At 68.1% G+C, this 14,542-nt stretch carries 14 protein-coding genes and 6 tRNA genes; 18 read left to right on the plus strand and 2 right to left on the minus strand.

All coding sequences use genetic code 11. From position 1 onward, the window contains the following. Positions 1-443: 443 nt before the first annotated feature. Complete coding sequence (locus HR086_RS18915; RefSeq protein ID WP_141642446.1) at positions 444-1,181, minus strand: hypothetical protein; 738 nt, start codon at positions 1,179-1,181, stop codon at positions 444-446. Between the two features lie 35 nt (positions 1,182-1,216). On the opposite strand from HR086_RS18915, the gene HR086_RS18920 reads away from it, so the two are divergent. From HR086_RS18920 to HR086_RS18980, 13 genes are all read left to right on the plus strand, one after another. After that, positions 1,217-1,720, plus strand: coding sequence for a regulatory protein RecX (locus HR086_RS18920; RefSeq protein WP_174466316.1), 504 nt, complete (start codon positions 1,217-1,219; stop codon positions 1,718-1,720). A 10-nt stretch (positions 1,721-1,730) separates the two neighbouring features. Beyond that, positions 1,731-2,507 (plus strand): outer membrane protein assembly factor BamD, encoded by a 777-nt coding sequence (locus HR086_RS18925; RefSeq protein ID WP_174458555.1) that lies wholly within the window; start codon positions 1,731-1,733, stop codon positions 2,505-2,507. Then, a complete protein-coding gene (locus tag HR086_RS18930) occupies positions 2,504-3,208 on the plus strand; it encodes a hypothetical protein (RefSeq protein ID WP_174466317.1) in 705 nt (234 codons plus the stop codon). Before HR086_RS18925 ends, HR086_RS18930 begins: the two co-directional genes overlap by 4 nt. Positions 3,209-3,249: 41 nt before the next feature. Continuing rightward, positions 3,250-3,972, plus strand: coding sequence for a lipopolysaccharide assembly protein LapB (locus HR086_RS18935; protein WP_141642442.1), 723 nt, complete (start codon positions 3,250-3,252; stop codon positions 3,970-3,972). 5 nt (positions 3,973-3,977) lie between these two features. After that, positions 3,978-4,913, plus strand: coding sequence for an FHA domain-containing protein (locus HR086_RS18940; RefSeq protein ID WP_141642451.1), 936 nt, complete (start codon positions 3,978-3,980; stop codon positions 4,911-4,913). A gap of 72 nt (positions 4,914-4,985) precedes the next feature. Continuing rightward, a complete protein-coding gene (gene selD / locus HR086_RS18945; RefSeq protein WP_373564325.1) occupies positions 4,986-6,026 on the plus strand; it encodes a selenide, water dikinase SelD in 1,041 nt (346 codons plus the stop codon). An 84-nt stretch (positions 6,027-6,110) separates the two neighbouring features. Beyond that, entirely contained in the window at positions 6,111-6,920 is an 810-nt protein-coding gene (locus tag HR086_RS18950; protein WP_174458558.1) for an N-acetylmuramoyl-L-alanine amidase, read from the plus strand. Positions 6,921-7,007: 87 nt separating this feature from the next. Further along, positions 7,008-7,721: a ribonuclease PH gene (gene rph, locus HR086_RS18955; protein WP_141642439.1), complete on the plus strand. Its 714-nt coding sequence runs from the start codon at positions 7,008-7,010 to the stop codon at positions 7,719-7,721. Continuing rightward, complete coding sequence (locus HR086_RS18960) at positions 7,718-8,323, plus strand: XTP/dITP diphosphatase (RefSeq protein WP_174464178.1); 606 nt, start codon at positions 7,718-7,720, stop codon at positions 8,321-8,323. The genes rph and HR086_RS18960 overlap by 4 nt, the downstream gene beginning before the upstream one ends. 70 nt (positions 8,324-8,393) lie before the next feature. Continuing rightward, positions 8,394-8,467: transfer RNA gene (locus HR086_RS18965), tRNA-Pro, on the plus strand. A 36-nt stretch (positions 8,468-8,503) separates the two neighbouring features. Beyond that, positions 8,504-8,580 (plus strand) — tRNA-Arg (locus HR086_RS18970). Between the two features lie 84 nt (positions 8,581-8,664). Continuing rightward, positions 8,665-8,738, plus strand: a tRNA-His gene (locus HR086_RS18975). A 23-nt stretch (positions 8,739-8,761) separates the two neighbouring features. Next, positions 8,762-8,835: transfer RNA gene (locus tag HR086_RS18980), tRNA-Arg, on the plus strand. A 148-nt stretch (positions 8,836-8,983) separates the two neighbouring features. Here the strand turns inward: HR086_RS18980 and bet are convergent. Continuing rightward, positions 8,984-10,075: a phage recombination protein Bet gene (gene bet, locus HR086_RS18985; protein ID WP_174464177.1), complete on the minus strand. Its 1,092-nt coding sequence runs from the start codon at positions 10,073-10,075 to the stop codon at positions 8,984-8,986. A 392-nt stretch (positions 10,076-10,467) separates the two neighbouring features. Here bet and HR086_RS18990 point away from each other — a divergent pair. The 5 genes from HR086_RS18990 (at position 10,468) to clpX (ending at position 14,287) form a co-directional block, all read left to right on the plus strand. Then, positions 10,468-10,540, plus strand: a tRNA-Lys gene (locus HR086_RS18990). A 115-nt stretch (positions 10,541-10,655) separates the two neighbouring features. Next, positions 10,656-10,737, plus strand: a tRNA-Leu gene (locus HR086_RS18995). Between the two features lie 101 nt (positions 10,738-10,838). Continuing rightward, positions 10,839-12,116 carry a trigger factor gene (tig, locus tag HR086_RS19000; RefSeq protein ID WP_174458560.1) on the plus strand — a complete coding sequence of 426 codons (1,278 nt, stop codon included), beginning with the start codon at positions 10,839-10,841 and terminating at the stop codon, positions 12,114-12,116. A gap of 51 nt (positions 12,117-12,167) precedes the next feature. Then, positions 12,168-12,788 carry an ATP-dependent Clp endopeptidase proteolytic subunit ClpP gene (gene clpP, locus HR086_RS19005; protein ID WP_141642436.1) on the plus strand — a complete coding sequence of 207 codons (621 nt, stop codon included), beginning with the start codon at positions 12,168-12,170 and terminating at the stop codon, positions 12,786-12,788. Positions 12,789-13,003: 215 nt separating this feature from the next. Then, positions 13,004-14,287, plus strand: a complete 1,284-nt coding sequence (gene clpX, locus HR086_RS19010; RefSeq protein ID WP_141642435.1) for an ATP-dependent Clp protease ATP-binding subunit ClpX — start codon at positions 13,004-13,006, stop codon at positions 14,285-14,287. Positions 14,288-14,542 lie beyond the last annotated feature (255 nt).

Consider the following 14,542-nt stretch of genomic DNA (forward strand, 5'->3'; position numbering starts at 1 on the left):
GGCCCAGCGTCCGGGCCCGCCCATGGCTCCCGCCGCCGCCCGCCCGCCCGCGCCCGCCCAGGCCGCGCGTCCACCGGCCCCCGCGCCCGCCGCACGTCCTCCCGCTCCGGCCCCCGCGCCCGCACCGGCCGCCGGCGGCGACGACGACTTCCAGATCGAACGCTTCTGATGTGACAGCGGGGCCCATCCAATCGAACGGATGGGCCCGCCGGCCTGAGTGAGTCGCCCCGCACGGCAGCCCGTCGGCACCCGCCGACTGGACGGTTTGCCTGCGTGAGTCGCGCGGAGCGGGAGCCGCATCGTCCAGAGGGGCCGGCTCGCTCCGAGCGGTGGCTTCGGCCGGTTCAGCGGTTGCCCAGGACCGTCCCAGCGCTTGACGTTGAGGCAGGGCAGGGGGCTCGCCCCGCCAGTCGCCCCGGGCCCTTCAGCCGCGAGCTTCGTCTCTACGCGTCTTCCTCGCCGAGCATGGCGCGCAGCCGCGACAGGCGCAGCGGCCCCATGAGTCCCTCACGCGAGAGCACCTGGAGCAGCTGCGCGGTGGCGTGCACCTTGGCCTCCTGCTCCTCCTCGGGCTTGTTGGCGATCTCCGCGTCGAAGAGCGAATCGATGTGCTCGGGGTTGATGGGCGCGGGCCCTTCTTCCCAGGCGATGTCGAAGAGCGCGCGGGCCATGGTCTCGCGCACCTTGCGCTCGCCGTCGTTCGGCGCGCCCTTCACGAACCCGAGGAAGAGGGCGTCCACCGCTTCCTTGGTGAGCCCCGCCAGCGCGGGCACTTCGCCCAGGGACTCCTTCACGTAGTCCCGGTCGAACGAGTCCACGTCCTGCGCGTAGCCGAAGGCTTCCTCTAGGAGGATGGAGGCGATGAACGCGTCCGTCTCCTCCTCACTGGCGCCTTCCTCGGCCAGCGCCTCGCGGGCCTTGCGAGCCGGCTCGGCCAGCTCCGCGTCCTCCATCAGCGCGCGCGCGGAGGCATGGGCCGCCAGCAGCACGAGCGCGGCCTGGGCATCCGAGGACAGGACGCGGCCTCCCACGTCCATGAGGATGGAGGCCTGGCGCGGGTGAGCCTTGGCGGCCTCGGTGAAGGACTTCTCCTCCGGAGCGAGGGACTCTCCCGCCTGCTGCTTGCGGAGCGTCTCCTTCGCGACATCGGCGGTGAGGAAGCGGGCGAGGACAGGGTGCATGCTCGCGCCTGTTACCACATGCTACGTATCCCGCCATGCTCTCGGAGGATGAAGGACCGGAGGCCGTCCAGCGCGCCACGGATGCGGGCCTCAAGCTCCTGGCGGCCCGCGCCCGCACCCGCCACGAGCTGCTCCAGGCCCTGGAGAAAAAGGGCTTCCCGGCCTCCGTGCGCGACGCCGCGCTCGCCCGGCTCCAGGGCTGGGGTTACCTCGACGACACCCGCTTCGGCCGCGAGCGCGCCGCCTCCCTCCTGAAGGGCGGCAAGGGGCCCGCGGCCGTCCTCCATCGCCTCCACTCCCATGGGTTGTCCGAGGACGAGGCCCAAGGTGCGCTCGACTCCGCCCGGGACGCGGTGGAGTTCGACGCGGTGGCCGCCGCGCGCACGGCCCTGGAGAAGCGGGGGCTGTCGGCTCGCCCGCCCGACGGGAAGGCGTGGGCCCGCGCCGCACGGTTCCTGTCGGGTCGTGGATTCTCCCAGGACGTCATCCATCAGCTCCTGGGAGAACCTTCGCTGGACCCCTCGGGGCCGGACGAATAGCGTGGCGCCGATGCGTTCCGCCGTCGCCTTCCTGACCACCGTCCTGCTGCTCACCTCCGGTTGCGCCGCCCTCTCCGGCACGCAGGGCGGAGACCCTGACTACGCCGTCACCGCCGAGGAGAACCTCCGACTCGGCAGCGAGGCCCTGGAGAACAAGGACTTCCTCAAGTCCCAGAAGTACTTCGAGTACGTCCGCGCCAAGTTCCCCTACCAGGAGGCCGCGCGCGAAGCGGAGCTGCGACTGGCGGACCTGGACTTCGCTCGCGAGGCCTTTCCGGAGGCCCGGGACCAGTACCAGTCCTTCATCAAGCTCCACCCCACCCACGCCAAGGTGGACTACGCCGCCTTCCGCTCCGCCCTCACCCACGTGGAGGAGTATCCCTCCGACTTCTTCGCCCTCCCTCCCTCGGAGGAGAAGGACCAGGTGGAGATTCGCGCGGGGCTGTCCACCATGGAGGAGTTCCTCCGCCAGTACCCCGATTCGGAGTTCGCCCCAGAGGCCAAGAAGCATGCGGACGAGGCGCGCAAGCGGCTGGCCGAGCACGAGCTGTACGTGGCCCGCTTCTACACGAAGCGCGAGCGCTGGAAGGCCGTCGCCCAGCGACTGGAGGCCCTGCTCACCAAGTACCCGGGTACGCCCTTCGAGGAGGAGGCGCTCTTCGACCTGCATGAGGCGTACGTGAAGCTGAATGACCCGAAGCGCGCGGAGGAGACGCTGCGCCAGGTGCTGCGCCGCCTGCCCGGGACTCCCGCCGCGGAGAAGGCCCAGCGCATGCTGGGCACGTGAGGACGACGCAGCAGTGGAGCCGGCTGGGCGGCCTGTTCATCGCCGGACTGGCGGTGCTCGCCGCCTGCGCGGTGCTCGTCCCCCGGCTCCTGGGCTTCGCCGCGGGGCCCGAGGCGGAGGTCATCACCGTCCTGAAGCAGACCGAGGCCTACGGGCTTTCCCTGCCCATCCCCCACGCGGCCGTGCCGCTCGTCTCCCAGGAGCACCACTTCGCCCGCATCACCGTGACGGTGGAGCCCGGTGCGAAGCGGGCGGAGGCCTTCGCCACCCTCGACTTCAAGGGGACGCTGGGCCCTACCCAGGTGGGCACGGCCGGCGTGGAGCGCGTGCCCTTCGTCTTCAAGAATGGAGACTGGGAGCCCGAGCCCTCCGCCGCCCCCCGACTGGTCGCCGTGGTGGCCGCGCTGGAGGCCCGGCGCCGCGCGCTCGAGACGGCGAACGCGGAGGCCCTGAGTCGGCTGGCCGTGCCGGGAAATCCCGGAGTGGCGGGACCCGAATGGGAAGAGCTGAAGATGATGCGAGGACGCGTCTATCGGGCGGAGGCGTGGTACATCCGTTTGGAGCGGGAGGAGGCGGTCGTCACGGAGCACTGGCGGCTGCAGGGCTCTCTCCCGTCGAGGCCGGTGGACACCCGGGGCCAACGGTCGCTGTCGCTCACGCTTCACGGTGATGAATTCTTGTTTTCGCCCGGGCTCATGTAGGCTACCTGCGTCGGAGGCAGGGCCCGAGGACGGGCCGAGTCATGGAAGAGCCCCTCAAGCAGCTACTGACCCTCGGGCGCGGCTACTTCGAGAAGAAGCAGTACGCCCAGGCCGAGCAGTACCTCGCGAAAATCGTCGAGCAGAATCCGACGTTCGCGGACGTATTCAACATGCTCGGCATCATCTACCACGACCAGGGCCAGTTCGCCCGGGCGCAGCGGGCGTTCGAGTCCGCGCTGAACCTGAATCCGGCGTACACCGAAGCGGCGCTGAACCTGGCGGTCATCTACAACGACATGGGGAAGTACGCCGAGGCGAAGGAGGTCTACCAGGCCGCCTTGTCCCGGCAGAAGACCGGCCCCGGTGAGTTGGACCCCTACGTCGAGAAGAAGATCGCCAACATGTACGGCGAGATTGGCGACGTGTACGCGTCCAGCGGCGCCTGGCAGAAGGCCGTCGAGGAGTACCGTCGCGCGCTGGGCCTGTGTCCCCAGTTCGTGGACATCCGCCTCAAGCTGGGCAACGCCCTGCGCGACGCGGGTGACAACGTGGCGGCCATCGCCGAGTACGAGCAGGTCATCGCCCAGAACCCATCCTTCATCCCAGGCCGTATCCAGTACGGCGTGGCGCTGTACTCCGCCGGTCGCAGGGCGGAGGCGGTGCAGGTGTGGGAGGACGTGCTGGCGCGCAGCCCGGACAACAAGAGCGCGCAGATGTATCTCAACCTGGTGAAGGACCCCGGCAAGGTGGAGCAGGCGGGTTGATGACCATGGATATTACGAAGACCTATGCCCTGAAGTTCATCTCCGGGAAGTACCAGGGCGGAGAGTTCCCGCTGAAGGCGGAGAAGCAGATCGTCATCGGCCGCTCCAGCGAGCTGGACATGGTGCTCGTCGAGGACATGGTCTCTCGCAAGCACGCGAAGATCAGCTTCTCGGATGGGAAGATCACCATCGAGGACCTCGGCTCGACCAACGGCACCTTCGTCAACGGCGAGAAGGTGAAGCAGGCCCGGCTCAAGGAGGGGGACCGTATCCTCATTGGCACCTCCATCCTCAAGCTCGTGCACCAGGGCGCTGACGGCGCCAACGTGGACGAGAGCATGGCCAAGCTGAAGCTGGAGGAGGCCGCCGCCGCCCAGGCCGCGCGGACCACCACCAAGGGCAGCTCCATGACGGGGAAGATTGAGGAAATCCCCCTGCCGGACCTGCTCCAGCTCTTCCACACCTCCAAGAAGAACGGCGTGCTGGTCGTCAACAGCGCCCAGGAGGGGAAGATCTACCTGCGCCAGGGGCGCGTGTACTACGCGGTCATCAACGAGAACCACAACCTGGGGCCGCAGAAGAGCTTCAACCGCATCATCACCTGGGAGCAGGGCGACTTCGAGCTGCGTCCGGCGGACACCCAGGAGTTCATGGTGGAGCTGGACTCGTCCACGGAGGCGCTGCTGATGGATGCGCTCCGTCAGCTCGACGAACTCAAGCGCCTCCAGCCGAGCCTGCCGCCCCCGGAGGCGATGCTCCAGCTTGTCGTCCCGCTGGCGGCGCCGCTCAAGGAACTCACGCCAGAGCTCCTGGACGTGCTCCAGTTGGTCATCAACCAGGGCACCCTGGTGGGCGTGTTGGACCGCGCGGATGCGGATGATGTCGTCACGGCGGAGGGTCTGGTACAGCTCCTCAAGCGCGAGTACGTGCGCATCATCTGAGTCGGACACCTGGCCCGCCCCTCATCCGGGCGGGTCCGAAAAGGGGAACACGCCGTGGCGAACGCGAAGTCGGTGAAGCGCCTGCGCCTCACCGAGCTGAGTCACTGCGCGGGATGCGCGGCGAAGCTCAAGGCCGGGGACCTGTCGAAAGTCCTGGGGGGACTGAAGTCCTCCCGTGCCCCTCAGGCCCTGGTGGGCTTCAACACGAACGACGACGCGGCCGTCTACCGCCTCTCGCCCGGCCTCGCCGTGGTGGAGACGGTGGACTTCTTCCCGCCGGTGGTGGACGACCCGTTCCAGTTCGGGGCCATCGCCGCGGCGAATGCCCTCTCGGACATCTACGCGATGGGGGCGAAGCCACTGTTCGCGCTCAACCTCGTCGGCTTCCCGGACAGCCTCCCGCTGTCCGTGCTGTCGAAGATTCTCGCGGGGGGCCAGTCCAAGGTGGAAGAGGCGGGCATCTCCATCCTCGGGGGCCACAGCATTCGAGACCCGGAGCCCAAGTACGGCCTGGCCGTCACTGGTGTAGTGGATCCGAAGAAGGTCCTCACCAACGCGGGCGCGAAGCCGGGCGACGTGCTGCTGCTCACCAAGCCGCTGGGCACGGGCATCGCGACCACGGCCATCAAGCGCGGGCTCGCCTCGAAGCAGCTCCAGAAGCGCGTGGTCGCGGTGATGACCACCCTGAACCGCGCCGCGGGCGAGGTCTTCGCGTCCGGCAGGTTCAAGGTGAACGCGCTCACCGACGTGACGGGTTACGGGCTCCTGGGCCACCTGTTGGAGATGATGACGGGCGCGAAGACGCGCGCGGCCATCGACCTGGAGCGCATCCCCCTCATCGCCGAAGTGCCCGCGCTGGCCGAGGCGGGGGTGGTGCCCGGTGGCACCCGGTCCAACCTGGCCCACGTCCAGAAGAAGGTCCGCTTCCCCAAGGGGTTGCCGGAGGCGATTCAGTGGGTGCTCGCCGACGCGCAGACCAACGGTGGGCTGCTGGCCAGCGTGCCCGCGAGCGACGCGCTCAAGGCCCTCAAGGCCCTGGAGAAGGCGGGCGTGGACGCGGCCCTCATCGGTGAAGTCCGGGCGGGGCGCCCCGCAATCGAAGTCATCGGCTGAACCGCCGGACCGCCGAGCTTCCGAACCCGGGCCGGGCTGGGATTTCGCGCCCGGGGTGGGGCTCCGCTAGCATTCCACCCCGGCATGCCGCTGTCCCCCCGCCCCCTCCTGGCCTTCGTTGCCTTCCTCTGGCTCGTCCCCGTCACCGCCGGTGCCGGCGAGCGCCCCGCGCGCATCGTCATCGACCCGGGGCACGGTGGAATCAAGGAAGGCGCGAAGGGGCCGGGCGCGCTGCGCGAGAAGGAAGTGGCGCTCCAGATTGCTCACCGGCTTCGCTCGAAGCTGGAGGCGGCGGGTGGAGAGGTCTACCTGACGCGGGAGCGCGACGCGCTGGTGACGCTCACCGAGCGCGTGGAGATGACGAACGACCACGGCGCGGACCTCTTCATCTCCATCCACGCCAACTCCATGCCCACGCCCCGCATGCGCGCGCGCACCGAGGGCGTGGAGACCTACTTCCTGTCCGCCAGTGCCTCGGGTGAGGCGGCCCTCGCGGTGGCGGACCGGGAGAACGCGGAGGCGCCCATGTCCCGCGTGGCACGCGGCGACTCGACACTGGCGCTCATCCTCGAGGACCTGGTCCGCACGGAGGCGCACTCGGATTCCTCCCGGCTGGCCTATGCCATCCACCCCCGCCTGGTGGCTCGCACACGCGCGGCGGACCGGGGCGTGCAACAGGCGCCCTTCTTCGTGCTCTCCGGCGTGGAGTGCCCCGCCGTGCTCGTCGAGGTGGGCTACATCTCCCATCCGGAGGAGGGCATGCGGCTGGGGCGGGACGACTACCAGGAGAAGCTGGCCGAGGCGATCAGCGAGGGCGTGCTCGCCTTCCTGCGTGAGACGCGTCGGCGGGACGCCGCCCGGCCCGCCCAGGTGGCGGGCCCCGTCTCCCCCTGAGTGGACAGGCGGGCGATGGGGACGCCACGCGCGCCGCGCGGCTCTGGTAGAGAAGGGACGCTCGCCTCACTTCCCCAGGAGCTCGCCGTGCGTTCCTTCCAACGTGGTGCGCTGGACCTTCGCCCCGTCATCATCACCCCCGGAGTGTCCCGCTATGCGGAGGGCTCCGTGCAGGTGGAGTTCGGCCACACCAAGGTGCTCGTCACGTGCTCCACCGAGGAGCGCGTTCCCCCGCACCTCATGGGCAAGGGCACCGGCTGGGTGACGGCCGAGTACGGCATGCTGCCCCGGGCCACGCACACGCGCAGCCACCGCGAGGCGGCCAAGGGCAAGCAGACCGGCCGCACCATGGAAATCCAGCGGCTCATCGGCCGCTCCCTGCGCGCCGCGGTGGACCTGACCACCCTGGGCACGCGCACCCTCACGCTGGACTGCGACGTGATTCAGGCGGACGGCGGCACGCGCACCGCCTCGATTACGGGCGCGTACGTGGCCCTGGTACTCGCGCTGCGCTCGCTGCAGAAGGCGGGCACCCTCACCAAGACGCCCAAGCTGACGCCCATGGCCGCGGTGTCCGTGGGCGTGGTGGGGGGCGAGGTGCGCGTGGACCTGGATTACGAGGAGGACTCGAAGGCGGACGTGGACCTGAACATCGTGGCCACGGGGGACGGGCGCATGGTGGAAGTGCAGGGCACCGCCGAGCACCAGCTCTTCGACCGCAAGACGATGGACGCGATGCTCGACGGGGGGCTCGCCGCCATCCAGCAGCTCGTCGTCGCGCAGGCCAAGGCCCTCGAATGACGACGGGCACGTCGAAGCTCCTCTTCGCCACCACCAACAAGGGAAAGCTGCGCGAGCTGCGGGAGCTGGTGGGGGACTCGGTGGAGGTGGTGTCGCTTGGGGACCTGCCGCCCATCCCCGAGCCCGAGGAGGACGGCGACACCTTCGAGGCCAACGCGGTGAAGAAGGCGCTGGAGTATGCCCGGGCCACGGGACTGCCCGCGCTGGCGGACGACTCCGGACTTTGCGTGGACGCGCTGGATGGCCAGCCCGGCGTGTTGTCCGCCCGGTACGCGCTGGGGGATGACAAGGCCCGGTACCAGAAGCTGCTCTCCGCGCTGACCGGGGTGCCCGACGCGAAGCGCACGGCGTCGTTCCGCTGCGCGCTGGCGCTGGCGTGGCCGGACGGCCGGACGCACGTGGAGGAGGGGCGGTGCGAGGGCCGCATCGGCCACGCGCCGAGCGGGACGCATGGCTTCGGCTATGACCCCATCTTCATGTTTCCGGACAGTGGCCGGACGATGGCGGAGCTGACCCCGGAGGAGAAGTCCGCCGTGTCGCACCGGGGCGCGGCCTTCCGGAAGATGAAGCCCAGGCTGCTGATGCTCACCACGGGCACTTGAGCGAGCTGGTCAGACACGTTGTCCTTGCGCGTCCGTCCGCGATGGTTCAACAATGCCGCACTCTACTTTTCGGGGCGTAGCGCAGCCTGGTAGCGCACCTGCCTTGGGCGCAGGGGGTCGGAGGTTCGAATCCTCTCGCCCCGACTTTAAGTAGCGAAGTGGAAGCAGGCGGCCCGGCCAGCTCCAATAGCTCAGCTGGATAGAGCACCGACCTTCTAAGTCGGGGGTCGCAGGTTCGAGTCCTGCTTGGGGCGCCAACCTGGCTGCCGTGACATTTGGGCCTTGAACTGGCCCGGCTTTCCACGGTAGGGAAGCCACGCTTCAAACGCCGTTGCGGAACGGCGGCCATAGCTCAACTGGTTAGAGCGCTGGACTGTGACTCCAGAGGTTGCCGGTTCGACCCCGGTTGGCCGCCCACGTTTTTCCCTTCCGTACTCTGCGCTCGTAGCTCAACTGGATAGAGCACTGGGCTTCGAACCCAGGGGTTGGGGGTTCAAGTCCCTCCGAGCGCGCTCCAGTACCCTGTCACTCCGATGATCCGCGCCCGAGCAACGGCGCTTCCGGAGAGACGCCCGCCCCTTCGCACCCGTGGATCCGCGCGGCCTGTCCTCCGCCGAGGCTCTTCCGGCGGAGGAGGACTTCATCGCGTCCGGGTGCGGATCAGGCTCCGTGCGAGGCGCCGTTGCCCTTGTCGGCGGTGGGCACCCGGCAGCGCAGCTCCGTCTCCGCCTCCAGCGCGAGCAGGTTGTCTCGCATCGCCTTGGCCCAGCGCGCTCGGGGCTGCTCCATCAGCTTCTCGTTCGCCAGCTCGATGCTCTCGCTCAGCTCCTCGTCGGAGAGCTCCGAGGCTGTCTTCCCCTTGTACGGGCCGAACGCCACCACCACGGCGCTGGCCTTGAGGCTGGCGCGCGGCGCGGACGGCTCGGCGGAGTGGGGTGCTTCAGCGGCATCCACCTCCACGGCCTTCGCCGACTCCTTGGGGGGAAGGGGCGCCAGTGGCACGTCGACGTCGAGCCTCTGTGGCTTCTCCTCCTTGGCGGGCGCGGCGGCCGGCAGGGTGGGGAAGGACGCCTTCACCGGGCCGGGACGCGCGCCCAGCACCTCGTAGGCGCCCGGGGGCTCCGCGTGGCTTGTGGCCACCGGCTCGAAGTCGTCCGCCGGCATCTCCTCGCGGACGTACAAGCCCCCGAAGGCCTCGGGATACGCCTTGCGCAGCGCCGCCACCCGGGCGCACTTTTCAATCATCGTCGTGGGAATCTTGGCCCACAGCGGCGTCTGCTGGACGTACCCGCTGAAGTCCAGCCACACCACGACGGGCAGCTTTCCGTCGCGCACCACGCGAGACCAGCCTCCCACCAGCGCACCCTTGCGCTTGGCCGGATTGAAGCGGTGCACGACTTCGCCCTTGCCCTGGTCCACGACGATATCGTCCTCGGCGAACACCGCGCTCGCCTGGATGCCCTTGAAGTCCGGAAAGCGCTCCGCTCGGGCGAGCATGCCGGCCTCGGAGGGCTGGAACTCGTACTTGTTCACCCAGTTGGGGCGCTCCCGGTTGCCGATGTTCTGCCGGCGGGCCACGCAGAAGGCCTCCTTGAGGAGGGGGTCCAACCCGCTGCGCTTGCACTGCTCGATGAAGAGGGCGAACTCGTCCTCGCTGATTCCCCGCGGGCAGATGGTGCGTCGAATCAGCTCCATGCGCTCCCGGCTCCAGTTGCCGAGGGCCGAGCCCGTTTCCTCCACCTTCGGGGACATGTTGGCTTCCGTCACTGTCGTCTCCTGCATACGTCCTGCGCGAAAAGGGCGGACGACCTCCGTCCGCCCGCCTGTGCCTCGGCGGTGCACCCGTGCGAATCCCGAATGGGGGGCCGTGCGTGCCCGCCGTCCCGGTGGACTGGGAAGGAAGGCCCGACGTGGCCTCGTTCAACAGAGGTGCTGGGAGTCTGTTTCATCCGCGCGAGGACCCACGGTGGCGCCAGCCCGTGGGGCGGGCGGCGCGGCGTCACCCGGACTCGGCGTCTCCGAGAGGTGATCGCTCAGCGTGGTAATGCAGGGGGGACGAAAATACTTTTTGACAGCGCGGCCGGCCTTCTATAGTTACCGCCGCCACTTGGACGTCACGCAGCCGACGGGCCAAGCGCAGTGCCGGGAGCGTAGCTCAATTGGCAGAGCAATGGACTCTTAATCCATAGGTTGTGGGTTCGATTCCCTCCGCTCTCATTACGGGGTCTCTCCAGCAATGGAGAGGCCCCGTTTGTTTTTCCGCGCAGCCGCCGCATGCTGATGTCCAGCGGACGTTTCGCGGTATGTACGGAACACGGCACGCGGCGCATCAGGGCGGGTGGCGAAACTGGTAGACGCGCCAGACTTAGGATCTGGTACCGCAAGGTGTGAGGGTTCGAGTCCCTCCTCGCCCATTTCGCGTTGACCCGTTCGTGCCTATCCCCTAAAGGCGCACGTCCCACTTAACCGGCGCCGCTCGGGACGACTGTCCGAGGCGGCGGCGAGCGAGGCCCGTATGAAGGTCCAGGTCGAGGAGCTCTCTCCCGTTGAGAAGAAGCTCTCCATCGAGGTCGAGTCCGCCCGCGTGGCGGAAGAGCTGAACCGCGCTTATTCCGCGCTGAGTAAGCAGGTGAAGCTGCCCGGCTTCCGCCAGGGCAAGGTTCCCCGGCGCATCCTGGAGCAGCGCTTCAAGGACCAGGTCGAGGACGAGGTCATCCAGCGCGTGGTGCAGACCGCCTACCTGGACGCCGTGCGCGAGCACAACGTGGAGGTTGTCGCCAGCCCGCAGGTGACCAACGCGGGCCTCAAGGCCGACGCCCCGTTCACCTTCGAGGCCCGGGTGGAGGTCAAGCCCAAGGTCGAGGCGAAGGAGTACGCGGAGCTGCCCCTGACGAAGTCGGACGCCGCCGTCACCGACGAGCAGGTCAACGAGCAGCTGGACCGCATGCGCCAGTCGCTGAGCCGGCTGGAGCCCGTGGCCGACCGCGACTCGGCGGCCTCCGGCGACTACGCCACCGTGGACTATGACGCCACCGTGGACGGCCAGCCGTTCACCGGCAGCAAGGCCGAGGGCATCACCGTCCAGGTGCAGCCCGGCGAGCTGGTGGAGTCGAAGATCGCCGCCCTGGAAGGCGTCAAGGTGGGCGAGTCCAAGGACATCGACTACGCCTTCCCCGCGGACTACCGGGTGGAAGAGGTGAAGGGGAAGACGGGCCGCTTCCACGTCACCCTCAAGGCGCTGAAGAAGGAGATCAGCCCCGAGCTCAACGACGAGTTCGCCAAGGAGACGGGCATCGCGCAGACGATGGAGGAGCTGCGCGGCAAGCTGCGCACCGACATGGAGAAGGCGCGCCGTTCGCAAGCGGACAACGACGAGCGCGAGGCCCTGGTGAAGGTGCTCGTGGAGCGCAACCCGTTCGAGGTCCCCCGCGCCATGGTGGAGCGCGCCATGGACTCCATGCTGCGTGGCGCCCTGCAGCAGCTGCAGCGCTCGGGCGTGGACCCCAGCCGTCTGAACCTGGACTTCAACCGGCTGCGCGAGGAGATGCGCGAGAAGGCCCTCCAGGAAGTGAAGGGCACGCTGCTCCTGGAGTCCATCGCCCTCAAGGAGGGCGTGCAGGCGTCCGACGCGGACGTGGAAGCGCGCATCGAGCAGCTCGCCGTCGAGGCGGGCCAGCCGGTGGCCGCCGTGAAGAAGTACTTCAAGGGTCCGGACGAGCGCCTCGGGTTGTCTCTGCGACTGCGCGAGGAAAAGACGATTGAATTCCTGAAGGGCCGGGCGAAGTATTCCTGAGGTTCTCTTCCGAGCCGTCTTCAGCGCTTCAGCCCGCTACTCGAGGTCGACATGCCCTTCATGCCCGTTCCCTACGTCATCGAGCAGACGCACCGCGGTGAGCGCTCGTACGACATCTACAGTCGGCTCCTGAAGGACCGCATCATCATGCTGGGCACCGAAATCGACGATGACGTGGCCAACGTCATCGTCGCCCAGCTGCTGTTCCTCGAGTCCGAAGACCCGGACAAGGACATCAACATCTACATCAACTCGCCGGGCGGCTCCGTGACGGCGGGCATGGCCATCTACGACACGATGCAGTACGTCAAGCCGCCGGTCTCCACCATCTGCGTGGGGCAGGCGGCGTCGATGGGGGCCGTGCTCCTGCTCGCCGGGACGAAGGGCAAGCGCTACTCGCTGCCCTCCAGCCGCATCATGATCCACCAGCCGCTGGGCGGGGTGCGGGGCCAGGCCACGGATATCGAAATCCAGGCCCGGGAAATCCTGCGGATGAAGGCGAAGCTCAACGAGATCATCGTCAAGCACACCGGGCAGACCATCGAGCGCGTCGAGAAGGACACGGATCGCGACTACTTCATGGGCGCCACGGAGGCGAAAGCCTACGGAATCGTGGATGAAATCCAGAACCCCCGAAAGGTCGTGGGGCTGGGCAAGGACGAGAAGAAGTAGCCGTTCGCCGGGGCTTGACGCCTCGGCCGGTGGCCGGAGCCGCGGGAATTCGTCCCCGCGCCTCCGGCTTTCTGCTTTCTGCGCCGACCCACTCTCCCTGTTAAGTACCGGGAAGGCGCGTGGACGTCCCTGATGGGGGCTGACTAGATTGCTTTGAGGCCGGGTCGGGTGGCGCGAGGCAGGGTGGCGGCTTTACAGGCGCAGCGAGGGATTTCATGGCGGGCAAGAACGTGGAGAAGCGAGACAACCAGACCCTCTGCTGCTCTTTCTGCGGCAAGTCGCAGAAGGAAGTGAAGAAGCTCATCGCGGGGCCAACGGTCTACATCTGCGACGAGTGCATCGGGCTGTGCAACGACATCATCGCGGAGGAGATCGACCGCGAGGAGACCAAGGACACCAAGCTGCGCATCCCCCGGCCCTCTGAAATCAAGGCCGTGCTGGATGAGTACGTCATTGGCCAGGAGCGGGCGAAGAAGACGCTGTCGGTGGCCGTTCACAACCACTACAAGCGCATCGAGTCCAAGGTCGCGCTCGAGGACGTGGAGCTCCAGAAGAGCAACATCCTCCTCCTGGGCCCCACCGGTAGCGGCAAGACGCTCCTGGCGCAGACGCTGGCGCGCATCCTCAACGTCCCCTTCACGATTGCGGACGCCACGTGCCTCACCGAGGCCGGCTACGTGGGCGAGGACGTCGAGAACATCATTGTCAACCTGCTCCAGGCGGCCGACCACGACATCGAGCGGGCGCAGCGCGGCATCGTCTACATCGACGAAATCGACAAGATTGCCCGCAAGTCGGAGAACCCCTCCATCACCCGCGACGTCAGCGGCGAGGGCGTTCAGCAGGCCCTGCTGAAAATCATCGAAGGTACGGTGGCCAACGTTCCGCCCAAGGGTGGCCGCAAGCACCCTCAGCAGGAGTTCCTGCAGGTGGACACCACCAACATCCTCTTCATCTGCGGTGGCGCCTTCGGCGGGTTGGACCAGGTCATCGAGCGGCGCCTGGGTGGCCGCAGCCTGGGCTTCGGCGCGGACATCCAGTCCAAGAAGCAGCGCAACCTCACGGAGCTGCTCAAGCACGTGGAGCCGGAGGACCTGCTCAAGTTCGGCATGATTCCGGAGTTCATCGGCCGTCTGCCCATCATCACCGCGCTGGAGGAGCTGGATGAGCCCGCGCTCATCAACATCCTCAACCAGCCGAAGAACGCGCTCACCAAGCAGTACAAGAAGCTCTTCGAACTGGACGGCGTGGCGCTGAAGTTCACCGACGGCGCGCTCAAGGCCATCGCCAGCGAGGCCATCCGCCGCAAGGCCGGTGCCCGCGGCCTGCGCTCCATCCTCGAGTCGGCCATGCTGGACGTGATGTACGAAATCCCGTCCCGCAAGACGGTGCGCGAGGTGCTCATCTCCGAGGAGGTCATCCTCAAGAAGAGCGAGCCCGTCATCCTCCATTCCGCGGCGGAGAAAGAGCCCGCGGAGCCGAAGAAGGAATCCGCCTAGCGCGGCGCCGAGCCGCCTCTTCCAGGGGCGGCCCCTTGAGATGTGACGGGGCGCGTCAAGGGCCAGGCAGCAGGCCCGACGCGCCCCATCCATTCTGGAGCATGGCCGGCCTTCCAGGCGGCCCACGGTTTTTGTGGGACGGGCGTGGGGCTTTCTGTATGTGCTGGCTCCATGAGACGGCTGCCCCTGCCCGCCTTGTGGTTGATGCTCTCTGCCTGCGCTGGCTCGAAGCCGGCGGAACGGGAAGCGCCTCCG

The sequence above is a fragment of the Myxococcus sp. CA039A genome (assembly GCF_013336645.1).
GTDB classification, from domain to species: domain Bacteria; phylum Myxococcota; class Myxococcia; order Myxococcales; family Myxococcaceae; genus Myxococcus; species Myxococcus llanfairpwllgwyngyllgogerychwyrndrobwllllantysiliogogogochensis.